General features: G+C 41.7%; 17 protein-coding genes. 2 read left to right on the top strand and 15 right to left on the bottom strand.

Annotation, left to right across the window (positions count from 1 at the left end; translation table 11 throughout):
* Window positions 1–490 precede the first annotated feature (490 nt).
* A complete protein-coding gene (locus tag BUB05_RS02665) occupies window positions 491–1,624 on the bottom strand; it encodes an aldo/keto reductase (protein WP_073046727.1) in 1,134 nt (377 codons plus the stop codon).
* A 189-nt stretch (window positions 1,625–1,813) separates the two neighbouring features.
* Entirely contained in the window at window positions 1,814–2,251 is a 438-nt protein-coding gene (locus tag BUB05_RS02660; RefSeq protein WP_073046724.1) for a cupin domain-containing protein, read from the bottom strand.
* 221 nt (window positions 2,252–2,472) lie between these two features.
* On the opposite strand from BUB05_RS02660, the gene BUB05_RS02655 reads away from it, so the two are divergent.
* The gene (locus tag BUB05_RS02655; protein WP_073046720.1) at window positions 2,473–2,907 is read left to right on the top strand and encodes a MerR family transcriptional regulator; all 435 of its coding nucleotides are present in this window, start codon (window positions 2,473–2,475) and stop codon (window positions 2,905–2,907) included.
* An 83-nt stretch (window positions 2,908–2,990) separates the two neighbouring features.
* On the opposite strand, the gene BUB05_RS02650 is transcribed toward BUB05_RS02655, so the two are convergent.
* From BUB05_RS02650 to BUB05_RS02615, 8 genes are all read right to left on the bottom strand, one after another.
* Window positions 2,991–4,289, bottom strand: coding sequence for an ATP-binding protein (locus tag BUB05_RS02650; protein WP_073046717.1), 1,299 nt, complete (start codon window positions 4,287–4,289; stop codon window positions 2,991–2,993).
* A 395-nt stretch (window positions 4,290–4,684) separates the two neighbouring features.
* Window positions 4,685–5,458, bottom strand: a complete 774-nt coding sequence (locus tag BUB05_RS02645; protein ID WP_073046713.1) for a glycyl-radical enzyme activating protein — start codon at window positions 5,456–5,458, stop codon at window positions 4,685–4,687.
* A gap of 14 nt (window positions 5,459–5,472) precedes the next feature.
* The gene (locus BUB05_RS02640) at window positions 5,473–7,836 is read right to left on the bottom strand and encodes a glycyl radical protein (RefSeq protein WP_073046710.1); all 2,364 of its coding nucleotides are present in this window, start codon (window positions 7,834–7,836) and stop codon (window positions 5,473–5,475) included.
* A complete protein-coding gene (locus BUB05_RS02635) occupies window positions 7,833–9,020 on the bottom strand; it encodes a CaiB/BaiF CoA transferase family protein (RefSeq protein ID WP_073046707.1) in 1,188 nt (395 codons plus the stop codon). The genes BUB05_RS02640 and BUB05_RS02635 overlap by 4 nt, the downstream gene beginning before the upstream one ends.
* A gap of 43 nt (window positions 9,021–9,063) precedes the next feature.
* On the bottom strand, window positions 9,064–10,260 hold the full coding sequence (locus BUB05_RS02630; RefSeq protein WP_073046705.1) for a M20 family metallopeptidase: 1,197 nt from the start codon (window positions 10,258–10,260) through the stop codon (window positions 9,064–9,066).
* Between the two features lie 38 nt (window positions 10,261–10,298).
* The gene (gene menC / locus BUB05_RS02625) at window positions 10,299–11,411 is read right to left on the bottom strand and encodes an o-succinylbenzoate synthase (RefSeq protein WP_073046702.1); all 1,113 of its coding nucleotides are present in this window, start codon (window positions 11,409–11,411) and stop codon (window positions 10,299–10,301) included.
* Window positions 11,412–11,449: 38 nt separating this feature from the next.
* A complete protein-coding gene (menC, locus tag BUB05_RS02620) occupies window positions 11,450–12,559 on the bottom strand; it encodes an o-succinylbenzoate synthase (RefSeq protein WP_073046699.1) in 1,110 nt (369 codons plus the stop codon).
* A 74-nt stretch (window positions 12,560–12,633) separates the two neighbouring features.
* A complete protein-coding gene (locus tag BUB05_RS02615) occupies window positions 12,634–14,046 on the bottom strand; it encodes a YfcC family protein (RefSeq protein ID WP_073046696.1) in 1,413 nt (470 codons plus the stop codon).
* A 172-nt stretch (window positions 14,047–14,218) separates the two neighbouring features.
* Between BUB05_RS02615 and BUB05_RS02610 the strand changes: the two genes are divergently transcribed.
* Window positions 14,219–15,538, top strand: coding sequence for an HTH domain-containing protein (locus BUB05_RS02610; RefSeq protein ID WP_073046692.1), 1,320 nt, complete (start codon window positions 14,219–14,221; stop codon window positions 15,536–15,538).
* A 90-nt stretch (window positions 15,539–15,628) separates the two neighbouring features.
* Here BUB05_RS02610 and BUB05_RS02605 read toward each other — a convergent pair whose 3' ends face one another.
* The 5 genes from BUB05_RS02605 to BUB05_RS02585 all read right to left on the bottom strand — a co-directional run bounded on the left by BUB05_RS02605 (window position 15,629) and on the right by BUB05_RS02585 (window position 20,004).
* Window positions 15,629–16,330 (bottom strand): YczE/YyaS/YitT family protein, encoded by a 702-nt coding sequence (locus BUB05_RS02605; RefSeq protein WP_073046688.1) that lies wholly within the window; start codon window positions 16,328–16,330, stop codon window positions 15,629–15,631.
* A gap of 84 nt (window positions 16,331–16,414) precedes the next feature.
* Window positions 16,415–17,347, bottom strand: a complete 933-nt coding sequence (locus BUB05_RS02600) for a DUF561 domain-containing protein (RefSeq protein WP_073047178.1) — start codon at window positions 17,345–17,347, stop codon at window positions 16,415–16,417.
* Between the two features lie 270 nt (window positions 17,348–17,617).
* Window positions 17,618–17,896, bottom strand: coding sequence for a NifU family protein (locus BUB05_RS02595; RefSeq protein ID WP_073046685.1), 279 nt, complete (start codon window positions 17,894–17,896; stop codon window positions 17,618–17,620).
* Between the two features lie 36 nt (window positions 17,897–17,932).
* Complete coding sequence (locus BUB05_RS02590) at window positions 17,933–19,102, bottom strand: thiolase family protein (protein WP_073046682.1); 1,170 nt, start codon at window positions 19,100–19,102, stop codon at window positions 17,933–17,935.
* Window positions 19,099–20,004, bottom strand: coding sequence for a Clp protease/crotonase-like domain-containing protein (locus BUB05_RS02585; protein WP_073046679.1), 906 nt, complete (start codon window positions 20,002–20,004; stop codon window positions 19,099–19,101). Before BUB05_RS02585 ends, BUB05_RS02590 begins: the two co-directional genes overlap by 4 nt.
* Between the last annotated feature and the right edge of the window lie 7 nt (window positions 20,005–20,011).

The raw sequence follows: 20,011 nt of genomic DNA, 5'->3' as shown, positions 1-20,011 counted from the left end.
AGTTACGACTTTTAATTTCGAATGATATTTTCCATGAAATCCTGGTCAATCTGTAGTATAATGGGTATACATTAGTAGTATGTATGTCTATATATTATTAATCCTCTGTGAAACACAGAATAATAATTCAGACTGTTTTGCAGCAAATATGCTGAAATTCCCCATTTATCCTTATGTTTAGGCCGCCAAACCAAAATAATTGATATGGGGAATTTCTTTGTATTCAAATGCAAGTCGTGTTCGCAATCGTTTTCAGAATATTGATAAATTTTCAACAATCTTTGTGTTATTATTATACATCAATTAATTAAAGTAGTCAATAGATTAATTGAATAGTTGAATATCAAAAAAATCCGGTGCAACTTGTCACTAAATCGTGAATTTGCACCGAACTTGCAATACAGACACTTAAGGATATTCAGGAAAATAACCGGTATTCCATCGGGACAGTATATGAGGGAACATCGTGATTCCAAAAAGTCTTGAAGCCTTACATCTTAACCTTTCCGGCAAATTCCTTCATGACCTTTGAAATGGAGATTTGCTGAGGACACACTTTCTCGCAGTTTCCGCAGCCTATGCAGGCACTTGGCTGTTTTTCCTCAGGTATTGCCATCAAGGCCATTGGCGCTATGAAGCCTCCTTCTGTGAACCTGTGTTCGTTGAAGAGTCCAATAAGTTCAGGAATATTCAGCTCCTGGGGACAGTGGCTTACACAGTAGTTGCAGGCCGTACATGGGAGGATCTTTGAGCTGAGCATTTGGCTGGCCATCTTCATTACCGATTCCATTTCCTTTTCACTGAGGGGTTGATCCGTTTCATATGTCCCTAAATTTTCCTTCATCTGTTCATAGTTTGACATGCCTGACAATACAACCTTTACGCTTGGCAAGGACTGAAGATATCTAAAGGCCCATGCGGGAACTCTCTCCCCAGGTCGCATGGACTTAAGCGTTGCAGTCTCTTCTTCATTTAACTTTGCAAGCCTTCCTCCACGGAGCGGCTCCATTACCCAAACGGGTATATTGTAGTCATCCAGAAGTTCAACTTTTCTGCTGGCTTCCTGGAAGATCCAGTCAAGATAGTTCACCTGCAACTGGCCGAACTCCATATGTTCTCCGTAGGCTTCAAGAAAGCGCTTGATGACATCATAGCTTCCATGGGCAGAAAATCCCAGATGCTTAATTCGTCCCAATTCCTTCTGCTTCATCAGAAAAGAAAAAAGGTCATATTTTTCATCAAGATAAGCATCTATGTTCATTTCGCATACATTGTGGAACATATAGAAGTCAAAATAATCCACCCTGCATTTTTCTAGCTGCTTGTCGAAAATCTCCTCAATTTTGGTCATGTTTGACAGGTCATAGCCCGGAAACTTGTCGGCCAGATAATAACTGTCCCTGGGATATTCACTGAGGGCCTTTCCAATGGCAATTTCAGAATTCCCTCCGTGGTATGCCCATGCAGTATCAAAATAATTTATCCCATGTTCCATGGCATAGGCAACCATTTCCCTTGTTGCTTTTTCATCAACATTTGAGTCCTGTCCTTCGATGACAGGCAAGCGCATTGTACCCATCCCCAATGTCGATAGTTTCAAATCCTTAAAATCCTTGTAAATCATATTTCCTCCTAAAATCCTTTTTTATTATTTTCATTTCTAAACTATTACTCTTGTCCCCCCTTCTTTTCTGTCATGCCATTCAAAGATTACAGACTTCACCACCCAGTCCACAAACATTGCAACCAGGTCCCTATTTGAAAAGAAACGCTAATGTTCCATTCTTGCTTCCATGAAATAATATCTCCTCATCTATTTCAGCTTCCTGTAGTCTTCATCTATTGCTGGCTCACCCCATTCATTGCTACAGTCTTCTCCAGGCACTTCAACTGCAATGTGGCTGAACCAGCTGTCGGCCTTGGCTCCATGCCAATGCTTAACTCCGGCCGGAATTTTTATTACATCTCCTGGATTGAGACTGACTGCGGCCTTGCCTTCTTCCTGATACCATCCGCTTCCTGCAGTACACAAGAGGATTTGTCCCCCATCCTTTTTAGCATGATGAATATGCCAGTTGTTTCGGCATCCAGGTTCAAATGTTACATTCATGATCAGCATCGGATCCTCTCCTGGTTCAGTCAACAGATTCAAGAATGAATCCCCTGTAAAATACTCTGAATAGCCTGTGTTCTCTATACCTTTTCCAAATACATTCTCTTTGTTAAACTCATCGATGTTTATGATATTCATTATAATTTCCCTCCAATGTTGTAGATCTAGAACCTCTAAACCTTGATTCAGGTTCATCTTTTTTACATCATACAACCTAAACCTAACTTTAGGTCAAGCACTTTCTTAAAATACTTATTTGTTGAAAGATTACTCCAAATGAAGTATGATATAAACACAATATCACCTAAAGCTAACTTTAGGTCAAGACTTTATTTGAAGTTTTTAACAAGGAGCCCATTATGAAAAAAACAATTACGACTCATTCAATTGGTGAAATATCTAAACTGCTGGATATCTCAATATCTACACTTCGTTATTATGACAAGATAGGCTTACTTCCATTAGTTAATAGAACCGAAGGAAATATTCGTGTATTTGACGATACAGATATAGAATGTCTAAAAATGATTGAATGCCTGAAAACAACAGGCATGCCGCTTAACGATATCAAACAGTTTTTCGAGTGGTGTGAGGTTGGTGATTCTACTATTGAACAACGCTACGAACTCTTCGTTCAACTAAAAGAAGAAACCAAGCAGCAAATAGAACGCCTGAAAAATGCTCTCGATCGAATTAATTATAAGTGCGAATTCTATCGCATAGCCAAGGAAAAGGGCACCACAAATGTTCCCGGTCTTAGGGAAGAACTTGCAATGAAGTTCTTGTCGGAATAACTGGCAATAAGGATTAAAAAACTTCCTATATCATTCCTTCAGGAAAAATATAGGAAGTTTTTTTACAGACATCATTCATATTCCTACAAATTCGAAATATGCATTATTGCCCACAGCGGCAAATTCAGAAGCCAGTCGTCAAGCTTGTAGTCAATCATGGCAGTACGAATTGATGTTTTTGGATTGAATTTTTCATAATATGTCTTGAGGCTCTTTGCCTTTAAATTTGCTTCAGCCTTGACTTCAATGGGAATCACCTCACTGCCATTGTCTATTATAAAATCAATTTCCGCACTCCCTCGATTATTGGTCCAATAGTAGGTTGCAATCTTATCCATTGTCTTTAATTGCTGCAATACATATTGTTCCGTCAAGGCACCCTTAAACTCTTTGAAAAGTTCATTTCCATCAATCAACACTTTTGGATCAAGCCTGACCATGCAGGATAGCAAACCTACATCAAGGATGAACAATTTAAAGGCTTTTATATCCTCATAAGCCTTCAAAGGCAGGCTGGGAGCAGACACACGCTGTACCTTGTGAACTAGTCCGCAGTCAGTCAACCACAACATTGCCATTTCATAATTCTTGGCCCTGGCTCCTTCCTTGACAAGTCCGTATATGAATTTTCTGTTCTCCTTTGTAAGCTGTGAAGGTATGCTATTCCAAAGCATTCGTATTCTTGGTACTGCTTCGTTTGGAGCATGTTTTGAAAAATCCTGTTCGTAGGCATCAAGTATCCTTTCCTGAATTTCTCTTGCAACCCCAAAATCCCTGTTTTCAACAAAATCAGCAACAACTTCGGGCATGCCCCCTATATAGTAATATTGTTTTAGCATTTCTATATATTCCTGCTTGAAGCTGCCGGCAAGTTCAAAGTCCCCCCTGTCGATTAATTCAGCATATTGTTCCTTTCCCATTGCTTTCATAAATTCAACAAAGGACAAGGGATACAAGTCCAGGAACTCGACCTTGCCTACAGGAAAGGAAGTACCCTTGTGCAAGGCGACACCCAACAATGATCCTGCACAAATAATCTGATATTGAGGTGCATTTTCATTGAAATACTTTAGGGCTGTCAATGCTTTCGGTACTTCCTGAATCTCATCAAAAATCAAGAGGGTATCTTCAGGATTGATTTTTTTTCCCGAATATATTTCCAGTCCCATAATAATCCTGTCTACCTTCATGTCAGTTTCAAATAGACTCTCCATCTGCTTGTTATTGTCAAAATTTATGTAGACCATGTTTTTGTATGCATTTTTCCCAAAATTATTCATGAGCCAAGTTTTCCCTACCTGCCTGGCCCCTCGAATAATGAGTGGTTTTCTATTCCTTTTACGCTTCCATTTATGAAGCTTTTCCATTGCCGAACGATACAATATCATCACCTCGTAGCTTCAGTATATACCTTTTTTACATTTTTTACAACGATATTTGTAATTTTAATACATTTTTCACAACGAACTTTCGGCAATATTATACACTTTTTACACGAAAACTTGTGATTCTCGTAAATTTTCCCATTCTATTAGCAATTCTGACAAGTGGTGATTCCGTGTAATTTAAAATGCGATTTTTTATTATATCATATAAGGATTTTAACCGAAATATGGAGAAATAAAAACGGCATCGGATATGATACTTATAAACTTAGCTTATTTATAGTTTTTAACAAAGACTTCAATCTTAACTGCAAAAAGGATGGGTTTATCCCATCCTCCATAATTATTATTTTGTATTGGCTTGAGCATCTTCAAGCAATCGGACAATATGCTCACTTAAAATCCGCCAGTCCAACTCCCGACTCCGTTATTATGCCTTCAAGCATTACGATTCTTTCCTTGTCAGGCTTTTCGAAGGTATGCTTTTCAAGACCAAGCTTGTCGTACTTGTACTCGCCCAGGTTGTGGTAGGGAAGGAGTTCCATCCTGCCCTTTTTCAGATATTTCCCTACAAAGTCTGCAGTTCGTGAAATATTTTCCTCGTCGTCATTGAGACCCGACATGAGAGGTATCCTTACTACTACGGGAACATCAAGACTTCCCATCTTCATGATGTTCTCAAGTATTGTCCCGTTTCCCTCTCCGCAGTACACCCTGTGCTTTTCATCATCCATTGTCTTGATATCCACGAAGATCATGTCCATCTTTTTGAGAACAGGCTCCATCCTTTCCCATTGAAAGGAAGCGCAGGTTTCAATTGCCATATCCACGCCCAGATATTCAAGCCTGTCTACTATTCCGCCAAGGAATCCGGCCTGCATGGAGGCTTCTCCTCCGGAGAAGGTTACACCTCCTCCGGAATCCCTGTAGAAGAGCAGGTCCTTCTTGACTTCATTGACTACCTGGTCAACAGTCATCTCTTCACATGTATGGATACCTTCAGCTTCTCTGCTTCCAATTTTCACATTCCAAGTCTCCGGATTTGCACACCATCTGCACCTAAGGGGGCATCCAGTAAAGAAGACCGTAGTCCTTATGCCGTCTCCGTCGTTTACAGAGAACCTCTGTATGTTGGATATATATCCCTTACAATTTTCATTCTTCATATCAACACTCGATTCTAGCTGTGGATGTTTCTTGCAATGATGGCATCCTGAACTTCCCTTGAAAGATTGACGAACTGAGTGCTGTATCCCGCAACCCTAACAAGGAGGTCCTTGTACTCTTCAGGATTTTTCTGGGCATCCTTCAAAACTTCGTCGGAAATCACATTGAACTGTACGTGGAAAGCGCCCATGTTGAAATAGGACCTTACCGTCGATGCGATATTTGCCATCCCTCTCCTATTTTTGAACATATCCTTTGACAGTCTCAAGTTAAGAAGCGTTCCACCTGTATGTACGTCATGGTTCAGCTTTGCAGCAGATTTCATGGCTGCAATTGGGCTTGAAGTATCTGTTCCCGCAAAAGGAGATACTCCTTCCGTAAGGGGCATTTCAGACTTCCTTCCGCATGGTGTGGCTCCGACAACCTTTCCTGCAGGTATGTAGTTTGAAATTCCCATGAAGGCCGAGTTGAACCTTGAATCGAATAGATCCCTGTATTGTCTGGTTTCATTGTAGTAGTGATTTGACAGTTCCACTGCTATTGAATCGACATATTCTATGTCGTTGCCGTATTTGGGTGCATCCATGACCATTTGGCGAAGTTCATCATATCCTTCCCAGTTGGCATTCATTGCATCACTGAGTTCTTTCAAGCTTGTAGCCTTGTCCTCGTATACAAGCTTCTTGATTGCACAAAGGGAGTTGGCCACTACACCAAGCCCTATTCCCGTCAGGACAGGTCCAACATTGTATTTGGCTCCTCCCCTGCTGAGGTCCAGTCCCTTGTCCATGCAACCGTCAATGCAGGTGGAAAGGAAGGGTCTTGGAACCATTTCGGAATGAAGCTTCTGTGCAACAAGAGTTCCCGTAACGGAATGCTTGACAAGGTTTGAAAGCTCTTTGAAATATGCTTCCTTTATCTCTTCAAAGGATCCATAACCGTCCATTGCCTTGTCACTAAGTCCAAGCTTTGCTCCAGTAATCCTGCTTTTACCTTCATTGAGGGCATATTCAAGAGCAGCTCCGAAATTGATGTTTACGGCTGCTGTCCACTGACCCGTTTTCCTGAAATGAGGTACGACACATCCGCAGTTGCTCCAGTCCCTGGCATCCTCTGCATCGTAGCCAGCCTGAAGGAGCATCTGAGATCCTGCATAATCGCTGTGGATTGCAGGAAATCCAGTTCCCTCTCCTACAAGCTCCATGACAGCCATCATGAACTCTTCCGGGCAGTTTGGATGAATCCTTACGGAAACGCCTGGCTGATGGGTCTTTACTCTCTTTGTCGCTTCCAGGCACATATATGAAACATCGTTGGTTCCATCGCTTCCGTCGACTTTCCTTCCGCCTACTGTAAGGTTCTGAAACTGATTGTAACCGGCAAAATAGTTTGCAGTATTTGCAGAAATAGTCCAGACCCATTCCGATAACTTTAACCAGATTGAGTCCACAAGTTCCTGGGCTCTTTCCCTTGTTATCCTTCCGGCTTCGAAATCCTTCTCGAAATATGGATACATGTACTGGTCGAAACGTCCCAGATTAAGCGCAAGAGGATTTTCAGAGATTATACCTCCAAGCTGTACAAACCACACGAACTGTACAGCTTCATGGAAACTTTCAGGAGGATTTTCAGGCACTCTTCTGCACACTTTTGACATTTCAACAAGTTCCGCTTTTCTTTCCTCGTCATTTTCCTCTGCTGCCATTGTCTCCAGCCTGTCGGCAAATCTGTTTGCAAAAATTATGATTCCTTCCGCAGCCGTTATTACAGCCTTGTAGAAGACAGACTTTTCAATCATTTCAACAGATGTAGCCTGAATTTCTTCAAGTTTTGCCCTGGCTTCCTCAATTATTCCCTTGTATCCCTTGACAAAAAGTACATCCTGATAATCGGGCGTCACTTCCCCTACGGCCTGTCTCCATTTGGAGTCGTTGTCGATTATACCTGTATCTATAAGCAATTCAGCCGTATCTTCAGGAATCCTGGACAAGAAACATTCTTCAAGGGATTTCCCCTTCCAGTAAGGAAATATGTCTTCCCTGACGAATTTTTTCTGTTCTTCGGTAATTGTATAGGGGTCCTGTGACCTGGATTCAAATGTATCCATTTCATCATCAACCCACTTCCATGAGAATTCAGGTGTCAATATCCCTGTTTTCTTGAAGGTTCCTGCAGTACCTACTATAAGCTCCCCGTCAAATATGTTGACAGGCAGTTTCTGGCAGGCCGCCTTGAAAGCCTTGGCCCTTCTCATCTGAATATCTTCACCTTCAGTCTCCTTGTGGGATTCAGTCCAGATATGGGCTCTTTCGGTACATATGGACGGTTTAAGGTTTATATAGTCTTCCTTTGCTCTTTTTATCCTTTGGGTAATCATATTACACCTTCTTTCTTGAGAGTCTCAATTTCATCACCGCTCATGTCGAGATAAGCGGCTAGAATCTTCTCAGTATGCTGTCCCAGTACAGGAGCCGCATACCTTATTTCATCGCTGCATCCTTCAACCTTGATCGGTATTCCTGGAATCTTGACTTCACCTGCAACGGGATGGCTTACACTCTGTATCATGTTCCTCGCCTTTACATGCTCGTCTTCAATCACCATGCCCACATCGTTTATGGGACCGCATGGAACTCCTCCTTCTGTAAGCGATTCGTACCAGTCTTGTGTAGACCTTCCCGAAATCACTTCAGCAATGACAGGCCTGAGAAGGTCATAGTTGTCGTTTCTCAGCGGGTTCGTTCGGAATCTTTCATCATCCGCCAGCTCTTCCCTGTTCATTACCCTGCAGAATTTGGTCCACAGGTTGTCGTTCCCTGCCGCTATCATTATCTTTCCGTCGCTGGTGTCGAAAGGTTCAAATGGAGTTATTGAAGCGTGCTTGTTCCCTGCCGGCTTTGGTGACTGACCAGTGGCGAAGTAACGTGCTACGGCATTTTCAAGGATGGCAACCTGGCAGTCAAGCATTGCCACGTCTATCTTGGTTCCTTTTCCATCCTCTCTTCTCTTGTTCACGGCGGATAGTATTCCTATTGCAGTGAACATTCCGGCAAATATGTCTCCCACGGAAGGTCCAACCCTTGTAGGCTCTCCTCCCTTTTGGCCGGTTATGCTCATGATTCCCCCCATGGCCTGGACAACTCCGTCATAGGCAGGTCTGGAGCTGTAGGGGCCTGTATGTCCGAAGCCCGATGAAGCGGCGTAGATCAGCTCCGGGTTTATTTCCTTCAGTACGTCGTAACCCAGGCCAAGCCTTTCCATGGTTCCCGGCTTGAAGTTCTCAACAAGTACGTCCACTTTTTTCGCAAGGCTTTTAAGGATATCCTTTCCATTTTCGCTCTTGAGGTTAAGGGTTATGCTCTCCTTGTTCCTGTTTATGCTCATGAAATAAGCACTTTCATCTTCTATATAAGGTCCGAAAGCCCTGGAATCGTCTCCCTTGCCGGGCATTTCCACCTTTATGACCTCAGCTCCCAGATCCGCCATTACCATTGTGCAGTAGGGGCCTGCAAGTACCCTTGTAAGGTCAAGAATTCTTATATTCTCCAAAGGCAAATTCATTGTATCATCTCCTAGTAATTTCAACTATTCTTATCTCTTATTATTAAAGCTCCATACCTTCAAGTTCAAATATCAGGTTTGTTATAAACAGGATTCTCTCCATTGCAGAATCAACAAGAGCATATTCCCTGTTGGAATGGTTCCACTCGCCTTTTGCACCTAGAGCACACAAACACGGAACACCTGCCTGAGTTATGAAGGCTGCATCGGAAGCTCCTCCGATTTTAGCGCCCTTAGGTTCTCCAAATCCAAGCTTGGACGACACTTCCCTTGCCTTCTCGAACAGCTTTCCGTTGAGGCTGTTTGGAAATGCGGGAAAAGTATTCTCTATAATAAGATCCGACTTGGTTCCTTCAACATAATTTTTGTTTACAATGGACTCCAAAGCTTCCTTTACCGCCGGAAGGACGGAATTGTCCACATATCTTATATCCAGCTTTATTTCACAATTCTCTGGAACTGCATTGACAACCGTACCGCCGGTTATGGTTCCTACATTCAAGGTTGTTGGTCCGAATTTTCCATTCAGTTCCTGAATTTCAAGAATCTTGTGAGACATTTCCTTTATTGCGCTTATACCATCGTCAAAATTTGCCCCTGCGTGAGCGGAAAGACCTGTGGTACGGATGGCACAGTGCATCATGCCTTTTCTTGCGACAACAATGTCATTGGTGATAAGTCCTGTTTCAAAATTTAAAGCATATTTATAGCCTTTCGCTTCTTCAGCCATAACACTTCCTGATCCTGACTTTCCATGTCCATGCTCTTCATCTCCACTTATCAGAACCTTTATAGGCTTGTTGTATCCAAGGGATTTCAACATCTCAACTACATAGAATATGATGTTGATTCCGCCTTTCATATCCAGAACGCCCGGACCATAAACCTTGCCTTCTTCTACTCTGAAAGGAAAATCCTTTATAAAATCGTCTTTATGAACAGTATCCATATGCCCTGTAAGTATTACACCTTCACTTGGATCGCCCTGGCCCATTTCCCCAACCAGTGTAGGTCCGGCTTTATCAAACTCAATAGTCCTTGTTTCAAATCCAAGATCCTTAAGCCTTCCTTCCACATAGGCACATACATTTTCCACTGCCTTCTTGTTGTGGGTGTAGCTTTCTATCTCTACAATTTCCCTCCAGGTTTTCAGTATTACTTCCTCATTAATGTTGTTCTCTTCCAAAGCACATAGAATTGCTTCTTTATTGATATTTTTTGTTCTCACAATATTTTCCATAAGCTGTCTCCTTAATCTCCTTTATCTCTATACAAATATTATCTGGTAAATTCTTTTATTTCGTATGTCATGTCATCAACCATTTCCTTGATCGGCTCATAGCCTATTCCAGGCTTGTCCAATACTGCTATGCAGGAATCCTCGTCTATTGTCATAGGCGGGTCGATGATGTCCTTCTCCCAATATCTCGTCGATTCAGGAAGATCTCCAGGGAATTTGTAGTTTGGCAGTGAAGTTATGGCTACATTGTGGGCCCTTGCAATTCCTGTGTCCAGCATACCACCGCACCATACGGGCAGGTCATGCTCCTGGCAGAGATCATGAATCTTCTTTGCAGCCGTCAGACCTCCAACCCTGGCAACCTTGATGTTGATGGTCTTTGTAGATCCAAGCTCGATTGCCAGTCTGGCATCGTCCACAGAATGGATGCTTTCATCGAGACAAACCCTTGTCTTGATTGCCTTTTGAAGCTTTGAGTGGTCCACGATGTCGTCGTGGCCAAGAGGCTGTTCGATCATTATGAGGTTCAGCTTGTCCATTTCCTTGAAAAGCTCTATATCGTCAAGGGTGTATGCAGAATTGGCATCAGCCATAAGCATTACGTCAGGATATTTTTCCCTTATCTTCTCAAGATACTTGATGTCCTTTCCAGGCTTGATCTTGATCTTGATTCTGTTGTATCCCTGGTCTACGAAGCCGTCAACATACTTGAGAAGCTCTTCCGGGCTTTCCTTGATTCCTATGCTTACACCAGTCTCAACTTTTTTCTTGGTTCCTCCCAGTGCCTCGGAAAGGGTTATTCCCTTCTCCTTTGCATAGAGGTCCCAAATGGCACAGTCGAGAGCCGCCTTGGCCATCTTGTTTCTCTTGACAGACTTGAACATGTCGTATACCTCTTCAGGATGGTCTATCTCTTCCTTGTCAAGGACCATGGGAACCAGGTAGTCGCTCAATATGATCCATGCAGTATTTGTAGTTTCCTCGTTGTAGAATGGGTGGTAAAGAGCTGAACAATCGCCGTAGCCCACTTTATCTCCCGAATGGACTTCAGTCATTATGAAATGCTTCTCCTTCATCCTTACAGAGCTTATTTCAAATGGAGTCCTGAACTCGATTTTCATCTTTCTCAATACAATCTTATCTATCTTCATGGTTCTACTTCCTCCGTAAAATTGTTGTTTTTTTAATCCTATTTAAAAATATGCCTCTCCACCATCATTCTGTCTATTGCTTCTTCGTCGACCTCGTAGTCGACTCCGTTAGTTTCGTCAGGCACCGCTATTGTGCAATCCTTGGATATCTTGACTTCCGGTATTGTTATGTCCTTGTCGAAATACCTGTCACTTGCCGCTATGTCATGGGCCAGTGTGAAGTTGGGAAGACTTGCAAGTGATATGTTCTGCACCCTTCCTATTCCAAGTTCCGTCATTCCTCCGCACCATACGGGAATCCCATGATCCTGGCACAGGTCGTGAATCTTTATTGATTCGACTATTCCCCTGCATCTGCTGGACTTGATGTTTATCACCTTGCAGCTTCCAAGCTCTATTGCCTGTCTTGCATCCTCAACGCTTTCAATGCTCTCGTCAAGACAAATGGGAGTCTCTATTTCCTTCTGGAGCACCGAATGGTCTATTATGTCGTTTTCTCCAAGAGGCTGCTCTATATACTTCAGGTTGAATTCGTCAAAAGACTTGAAAAGGTCTATGTCCTTCAGCGTATAAGCCGAATTTGCATCAATTGTAAGGGTGATGTCCGGATAATGCTTCCTTACTTCCTTTACAACTTCATAGTCCCAGCCGGGCTTGATCTTTATCTTTGTCCTGTGATATCCTTCTCCCAGATATTTTTCGATTTTTTCAAGAAGGTCCTTGATGGTTGGCTCGATTCCGAGGCTCACACCGACCTTCACTTGGTCATAAACTCCGCCTATGAGAGTCTTCAGTGACTTGTTTTCCTTTTTGCGCTTTATTTCCCAGAGTGCATTCTCCACTGCAGCAACTGCGAGGTTGTTGCCTCTGATATATGATGTTTTCTCAATGAATTCTTCAGGTCCTGAAATATCCTTGTGCAGAATTTCAGGGATAAGGTATTTGCTTATTATATGAAGGGCTGTACCATTGTCCTCAGGACAATACAGGGGGGCAAAAAATGCCTTGCACTCTCCGTATCCTGCAGTATCTTCGGAATACAGTTTTACAAGAAGTGCGTCCCTCTCGACAAATTTCGTGAAAGCCGTTTCAAAAGGAAATCTGAAAGGGTTTTTCACCCTGATTATATCTGCTCTTTCTATTATCATGATTTTCTACTCCTCATATGATTCAAGTGCCCTTTTACAGGCACTCGAATTATATTTTTCTATTTTCAAAAGTCTTATTGCCAACCTATTGCAGCGCCTATAATTACCGCAATTGTTGAAAGAAGTGTCCACATTCCTACAAGAGGAAGGATGAACTTGAGCCATTTGTCGTAAGATACCTTGGCTATTCCGATGAATCCCATCAATGTTCCTGAAGTAGGTATGATAAGGTTAGTTATACCGTCTCCGTACTTGTATCCGGAAACTATTACCTGCTTGGAAAGTCCGATTACTTCTCCGAGAGGTGCAAGTATAGGCATTACCACTGCTGCCTGGCCGCTTCCTGACGGTACGAAGAAGTTGAATATCCAGTTGAAGTAGAATATCAATACCGCTGATACTGTCTTTGATGCAGATGTAAGAGGTACTGCAGCATAGTTTATTATTGTATGAATAACATTACCCTTTGTAAGTACTACGGATATAGCAGTTGCAAAGCCTATTAGAATGGCTGAATAAGTTGCCATTCTACATCCATCGACGAAGGACTTGCTCATTTCATCCATTGACATCCTGTTTATAATACCTGCTATGATTGCAAGTATAATCGTAACAGTGTTAAGTTGATTTATACTCCATCCGTAGTTAAGTGCACCATAAATGTAGATACCGAAAGTTACAAATATTCCAACAAGGATGATTTTGTGTTTTCCTGTAAATTCTGTTACTACGCCTTCGTGTACATCAACAGCCCAGTCGAAGTCTGCTGTTCCAAGAGCTGATTTTGACGGATCCGCCATTACCTTCTTGGCATATCTCATAAGATATACGGTTGCTATGATAACTGCTATCACACATATTACCGTTCTGAATCCAATTCCTGAAAGAGCCGGAAGTCCAGCTATTTCCTGGGCAACCTGAACTGTAAATGGTCCCATACCTCCGAATATGAATCCTGCATAGCAACCCAGATACATCATGGAAAGACCAACTATCGGGTCCATCTTAAGCTTTCTGGCTATTACAAGACCTATAGGTATGAATACTATAACCTGATTAACTATAATCTCCATATAACCAAGAACGGCCATTACCGATACGATTATAGGGATAAGGAATATTATCTTGTCTTGCAGCTTAGATGAAAGAAAATCTATTCCACCTTCTATTGCCCCGGTATCATTGATAATCTTGAATGCACCTGATATTATGAATATAGAAAATATTATCTTTCCAGAATTTATCATACCCTGGGTTATGGCAAATATTGCATTAAAGAAATTTACAGGCGACTGTTCAACGAAGTGGAAGGAACTTGCATCTACAAACTTCGTACCTTCTATAGTATTATAGACACCTGCAGGAATTATGTATGTCAGCACTGCCGCAAACAGAATGAAAAACGTCAATAAAGCATACGTATCTGGCATTTTAAATTTTTTCTTTGGTTTATCATTTCCCAATGATCTTTCAATTTTAGAACTCATGAAACCCTCCATTAATTTTATTGATTATAACTTGATTATTGCCGGCAATTTTTATATCATGATTATAGCAAGGAAATATCTGACTGAAAATCGTCCATAATTTGTCTAAAAATATAAAAGTTAACAAATTTACCTAATTTTAATAAAAAACACGTTTGTTGAAGGAGTTTTTATGAGAATTTGTTTTGCAGGACCCGAAGTTAGAATTATTTTAATGAAGAAAACAATCGGATTATTTTATGATGACATCGATCCTATATACATAATCGACGGAAGGGACTATTATGCCCAGGATTTCTATGAAAAGCTCGAGAAAATAAAGCCCGGAATTGATGCCATGATCTTCACAGGTGAACTGCATTACAATCTTTACAACAAGATATTTTTCCCGGAAGTACCCTGCGAATACATAAAGAAAGACTGGTCCACCCTTCAAAACGCATTGCTTGCCATAACGTTGAAGGGAATAGATTTCACAAATATAAGCATTGACAGCTATCCTCTGTCTATGGTCAACCACCTTGTCAACAACTTGAACATCAGCCTGGATGATTTCCATTTGATAAAGAGAGCAAAATTCGAAAAGGACTATTCACACAGCCTTTTCATGCAGCACAAGGAACTGTATGAGTCCGGCAAGGTCAAGGGATGTCTGACAGCCATGTACACGACCTATCTTGAATTGATAAGAGATGAAATACCCTGTATCTATGCCGAACCGACTACCGATGTAATTGTAAAGACTGTCAATCGCACACGAAAGCTGTATTTCGATAAAATCGGCAAAACCGGCAACCTGGCCATTTTGATAGTTAGAATAATGCCCAAGAGGGAATACTCATACATAAGAAAGGACGAATACCTCTATATGCACGAAAAGATGAAGGTCGCCGAAGAGATATATTTCTTTACGAGGGATACAAATGCCGCCATAGTCAATGAGTCAATTGACAAGTTTGTGATACTTATGAACAGGGCCGACTTCATTGAATATACAAACGGTCTGCAAAGTTTCTATCTAATGAATTCGATAATCAACAATACAAACTGCGATATCAACATAGGAATAGGATATGGATTCAACCCCGGGGAAGCAAAATTCAATGCAAATCTTGCAATAGAAAAAGCAGGTGTCGATGAAAAAAACGCTACCTATATAGTGACAAACTCCGAATCATCAATGGGTCCCCTGTACTTTTTGAACAACAATGTAAACAAGGACGATTCAGATGTGGAGGACGAATATTTTCAGGACCTTGCCAAGAAAAGCGGTCTGTCACAACTTAAAATATACACCCTGTATTCCATAATTGAAAAAACAAAGAGAAACACCTTCACTTCAGTTGAGCTTTCCACAAGAATGGACATGTCCCTGAGAAGCGTCAACAGGATGCTCAAAAGTCTGGAAAATGCCGGTCTTGCAAAAATTGTAAGCAAAAAGACAACCGGTGGGAAAGGCAGGCCAAGGGATATATATGAATTGAATATTTGATTAAATAAAAATCTTCCATGAAACCTTCAATGCAATTGCATCAAAGGGTTCATGGAAGATTTTTTTATTTCCTTTTATATAAGTTCCATTTCATTTCCTGAAACTCAATATTTTATCATGTATCCTCTTGCACCAGCCAACGGCAACACCTACTAATATGGCTGCAATTATAGTTCCTTCCCGCACTGATTTTAACGCACCAAGGAATATCAGGGAAAGGGAGGCGGAAATGATTACCATGATGACATCACTCGTTATTTTCACCTTGTGAAACTCCAGCTTCCCTCTGGATTTTTCCACGATGGAAAGAATCAATCCTTCACCCGGTATGGGGATAAGCTTGGCCGACACATAGGTGTATATTCCAATTCCACACACGACACAGCTGATTGCACAAAGTAAAAGCCTGTAGAGATAGCTCTCCGGTGTTGGAATCATATACAGGAATATGGAATCCGGGGAAGAAACATTTATGGAAATACCTATGAAGAAGGCGCAAAAAAACTGCAGACATGATCTCAACTTGAACTCCCTTCCCAGAATTGCAACTTGAAGTGCAATAAATACCAGATTCATATATATGGTAACCGTTCCAAGCTTTATTCCCGTAATTAGCTCTATTGCATAGGGTATGGAGCTGACAGGCGTTATGCCAAGTCCTGCAAGCTTTGACAGGTTAATCCCCAGACCCATGAGGAAAATGCCGAAAAAATATACCGGTATCCTTTTGAAAATCTTTTTTGATTCTTCATTTATGGTTTTTCTTGATTCCAACGATTCAGGTGAACTCATATCATCATCCTTTCAAAATTTATATTTATTGCAAACATTCATCAATTTGCTTTCTTGAATTGATATCGGATTTTTCTTTTTAAATCATATCAACTTTCCAAGGTTTAAGTAAATTTTCTTGACATCTTCAAACATTGATTCAATGATCTCTTTAACGGAGCTGCATTCACTGACCATTCCGCAAATCTGCCCGGCCATGACGGATCCCTCAATCATATCACCATCAAACACCGCTTTTCTCAGTGACCCCATTGAAAGGTCCTCCAGTTCATCCCTGGATGCCTTTCTAGCCTCAAGTTCCAGAAATTTTAAAGTCATTTCATTCCTGATTCCTCTAACAGGTCCACCAATGCTTCTGCCCGTCACCAATGTATCCGTATCGATTGCCTTGAGGACTTCTTCCTTGAATCTTTCATGAACCGGACATTCCTCAGCAACAAGAAATCTTGTTCCCACTTGAACGCCTTCAGCTCCCAAAGCCATGGCAGCAACAACTCCCCTGCCGTCGGCAATGCCTCCTGCTGCAATTACCGGTAAGGAAACTGCATCAACTACCTGCGGCACCAATGCCATTGTTGTAGTTTCACCGACATGACCTCCAGCTTCCGTTCCCTCTGCAACAATTGCATCCACTCCCATTGCCTCAACCTTCTTTGCAATTTTTACCGACTGGATGACGGATATGATCTTTATACCTGCTCCCTTCCACATTGGGATATATGGAGTAGGGGAACCGGCACCGGTCACAACCACCTGTACGCCCTCATCAACAATAACTTTCGCCAGTTCATCCCTGTTGGGAGCCATCAACATCAAATTGACACCAAAGGGCTTATCCGTCTTCCTTTTGCATTTGCCTATTTCCTCTCTTAGCCTATCCGCACTCAGTCCCCCCGATGCTATGACTCCAAGTCCACCGGCATTTGACACCGCTGCTGCAAATTCACCCATGGAAATTTGGGCCATTCCTCCCAGCAGTATGGGATACTCTATATTCAACATCTCATTTATTTTCATTTTAATAAAATGGCCTTTCAATTGAAGGGCCACAGCCTCCCTATTTGTAAATACAAGCTGCCAAGCCATGTTTCCCTGAAAACAAAGCTCGGCTGCTTGAATATAATATTTTATAAAACGGACTTCATAAATTATCTTTATTGTTAACTGAAATTCTTGATTATTTGATATTTGTATAGTTGTAGGAGTTGTTTCATAATCCGTCCCATAAAATAATAAACTATTGGAATGTCATTGCAAGTCAATCATTCAATAATATGTCCATTACAGTCACTTTTTGCCGCCAAGTATTGACCTTGCAAGATCAATCAGTTCCTCGCTTACATAGTCAGCAATCAATACATCCGTTATCTCTTCGACTCCATTCAGTATTTCAGGCTTTATTATATCATCCAATGTCGCTTGATTGGCTCCGCACCCACTGCATGCTCCCCTGAATTTGATACACAACTTATTGTCTACGATCTTGTCAAATTCTATCCAGCCGTCATGTTCAAGAAGCTTTGGATTGATTATTTCTTCAATTATTTGTAATATTTTTTCTTCCATAAGTGACCTCTTTTTTTAATTTCTAAATTCCAAATTTTACAGCATTTCGTAGATTATGGCTGCTCCCATTCCTCCACCGATGCACATGCTTACTAAACCTGTTGATAATTGTCTTCTTTTCATTTCACTGAACAGTTTAGATGTAAGGAATGCACCACTTCCGCCAAGAGGATGTCCAAGTGCTATTGCTCCACCGTTTACATTAGTGATTTCCTCATTGATTCCAAGTGTCTCTATACATGCTATAGCCTGTGATGCAAAGGCTTCGTTCAATTCGATAAGTTCGATGTCCTTAAGTGTCATTCCTGCCTGCTTCAATGCCTTGGGTATAGCATACATTGGTCCAACACCCATTATTGCAGGATCGACTCCTACTGCCGAAAAGGCCTTTACCTTTGCAAGAGGCTTCAATCCAAGAGATAGCGCCTTTTCCTTAGTCATTAGCATTACAAAACCTGCGCCATCGCTTGTCTGAGAGGAATTTCCCGCTGTTACACTTCCGTCCCTTTTGAATACCGGTCTGAGCTTTGCAAGAGCCTCTTTTGTCTGTCCATACCTAATTCCCTCGTCCTTGTTGAATATAAAGGTTTCCTGTCCGCTTCCGTCTTCAAGGGGTCTTATAGCTTCAATGTCTATTATTTCATCATCAAAAAGTCCGTTCTCCTGAGCAGCTTGAGCTCTCAAATGGCTTCTCAATGCTAGAGCATCCTGCTTCTCCCTGCTTACATTGTACTTGGATGCAACATTTTCTGCTGTAATTCCCATTGACATATAATGGCCCGGCTTACTGCCCATCAATGCAATCTCAGGGAAGTTCATGTTTCCGCCTCCAGGAATGGTACTCATACTTTCCACTCCACCGGCAATTGCTATGTCAATGTTTCCTGCCAAAATTGCATTGTTTGCAGTTGCTATTGTCTGTACACCCGATGAACAGAATCTGTTCACAGTTTGACCTGCTGTAGAATCAGGGAAGCCCGCAAGAGCTGATGCCGTTCTTCCTATGTTAAGTCCCTGTTCTGCCTCTGGAAATGCATTTCCCATCACTATATCTTCAACATCCTCGTATGCAACACCGGGGGTTCTGTCCATCAACCCTTTCAGCACTTGGGCTGCCAGAGACTCTGGTCTAGTGTACTTGAGCTTTCCCCTGGGAGCCTTTCCCACTGCTGATCTTGCATAACTAACGATTACAACCTCTCTCATGCCGACACCTCATTTCCTATGATTGTATTCTTAAAGTATTCAGATTCAAGCTTAAGAAGCTGTTCCTCAGGCACTTCAGTACCTTTTGGTACATCTCCTCCACTTATAACCTTAACTACGCCTAATGCCTTTTCATATATGTCATCCGGCATGAACAGTCCTTCGTGTCTGTTCAGAAGTACTATTCCCAATGCAGCCTGCCCCATTGTTCCTACGGCAGTCACTGTTCTCTCAACATATGGCTTGAACCCTTCAACAGCCATGGTTGGCGCCTTGTTTTTTGCAACAGCCACCATATCCACATCACTTCCAAGTACTACAGTATCCTTTGGCAGAAGTCCCAGACCTATAAAATCTTCCGTACTTTCCGCCTTGCTTGGCAATATTATCCTGTCTACCAATACCTTTAAGAAAGGAATTATATCCATACCTCTGATACCATCGCCCATTCCATATGTATCCATTATGTGAGATGTCAGTCCACCACCTAAAGGTAATACTCCATTTTTAAAATCGTAACCGGTTTTTGTTATATCAGCTCCTGCAACAACTCCGTGGCTGTTTTTAACTATATCATATCCAGCTCCAGTAATCGGCCCTGATACAATCGATACGACTGGCTTGTTGTATAGTTTGATCTTTCTAATAAATTTTTGTATTGAATCTACATCTTCAGCGGCAGCATCAACTTTTATTGCAGCATTATCGCAGCCTACAATCACAAGACCGTCGATATCAGTTTCAATCTTTTCAATGGTTTCCGCTATCCATTCAGCTGTCTTTGAATCAATCCCAGCTGAGCTGTCTCCTATTATCAATGCCGCTATTCCACCTTCCATGTCTCTTACTTCAATATTGTTAAAGCTGGAGACAACGGCATATTGATCAAATCCATTATTCATCGCAATT

It is taken from the genome of Dethiosulfatibacter aminovorans DSM 17477, from assembly GCF_900142005.1.
GTDB classification, from domain to species: domain Bacteria; phylum Bacillota; class Clostridia; order Tissierellales; family Dethiosulfatibacteraceae; genus Dethiosulfatibacter; species Dethiosulfatibacter aminovorans.
The sequence above is the reverse complement of the archived record's forward strand: the minus strand, read 5'-3'. Positions and strand labels throughout refer to the sequence as shown.

Bases quoted from the DNA above. Each gene is read 5' to 3' on its own strand.
- BUB05_RS02600 (WP_073047178.1), bottom strand. From the start codon at position 17,347: ATGAAAATAAATGAGATGTTGAATATAGAGTATCCCATACTGCTGGGA.
- BUB05_RS02590 (WP_073046682.1), bottom strand. From the start codon at position 19,102: ATGAGAGAGGTTGTAATCGTTAGTTATGCAAGATCAGCAGTGGGAAAG.
- BUB05_RS02655 (WP_073046720.1), top strand. From the start codon at position 2,473: ATGAAAAAAACAATTACGACTCATTCAATTGGTGAAATATCTAAACTG.
- BUB05_RS02645 (WP_073046713.1), bottom strand. From the start codon at position 5,458: ATGAAGAATGAAAATTGTAAGGGATATATATCCAACATACAGAGGTTC.
- menC (WP_073046699.1), bottom strand. From the start codon at position 12,559: ATGATAATAGAAAGAGCAGATATAATCAGGGTGAAAAACCCTTTCAGA.
- BUB05_RS02615 (WP_073046696.1), bottom strand. From the start codon at position 14,046: ATGAGTTCTAAAATTGAAAGATCATTGGGAAATGATAAACCAAAGAAA.
- BUB05_RS02630 (WP_073046705.1), bottom strand. From the start codon at position 10,260: ATGGAAAATATTGTGAGAACAAAAAATATCAATAAAGAAGCAATTCTA.
- BUB05_RS02640 (WP_073046710.1), bottom strand. From the start codon at position 7,836: ATGATTACCCAAAGGATAAAAAGAGCAAAGGAAGACTATATAAACCTT.
- BUB05_RS02665 (WP_073046727.1), bottom strand. From the start codon at position 1,624: ATGATTTACAAGGATTTTAAGGATTTGAAACTATCGACATTGGGGATG.
- menC (WP_073046702.1), bottom strand. From the start codon at position 11,411: ATGAAGATAGATAAGATTGTATTGAGAAAGATGAAAATCGAGTTCAGG.
- BUB05_RS02635 (WP_073046707.1), bottom strand. From the start codon at position 9,020: ATGAATTTGCCTTTGGAGAATATAAGAATTCTTGACCTTACAAGGGTA.
- BUB05_RS02605 (WP_073046688.1), bottom strand. From the start codon at position 16,330: ATGAGTTCACCTGAATCGTTGGAATCAAGAAAAACCATAAATGAAGAA.
- BUB05_RS02585 (WP_073046679.1), bottom strand. From the start codon at position 20,004: ATGAATAATGGATTTGATCAATATGCCGTTGTCTCCAGCTTTAACAAT.
- BUB05_RS02595 (WP_073046685.1), bottom strand. From the start codon at position 17,896: ATGGAAGAAAAAATATTACAAATAATTGAAGAAATAATCAATCCAAAG.
- BUB05_RS02660 (WP_073046724.1), bottom strand. From the start codon at position 2,251: ATGAATATCATAAACATCGATGAGTTTAACAAAGAGAATGTATTTGGA.
- BUB05_RS02610 (WP_073046692.1), top strand. From the start codon at position 14,219: ATGAGAATTTGTTTTGCAGGACCCGAAGTTAGAATTATTTTAATGAAG.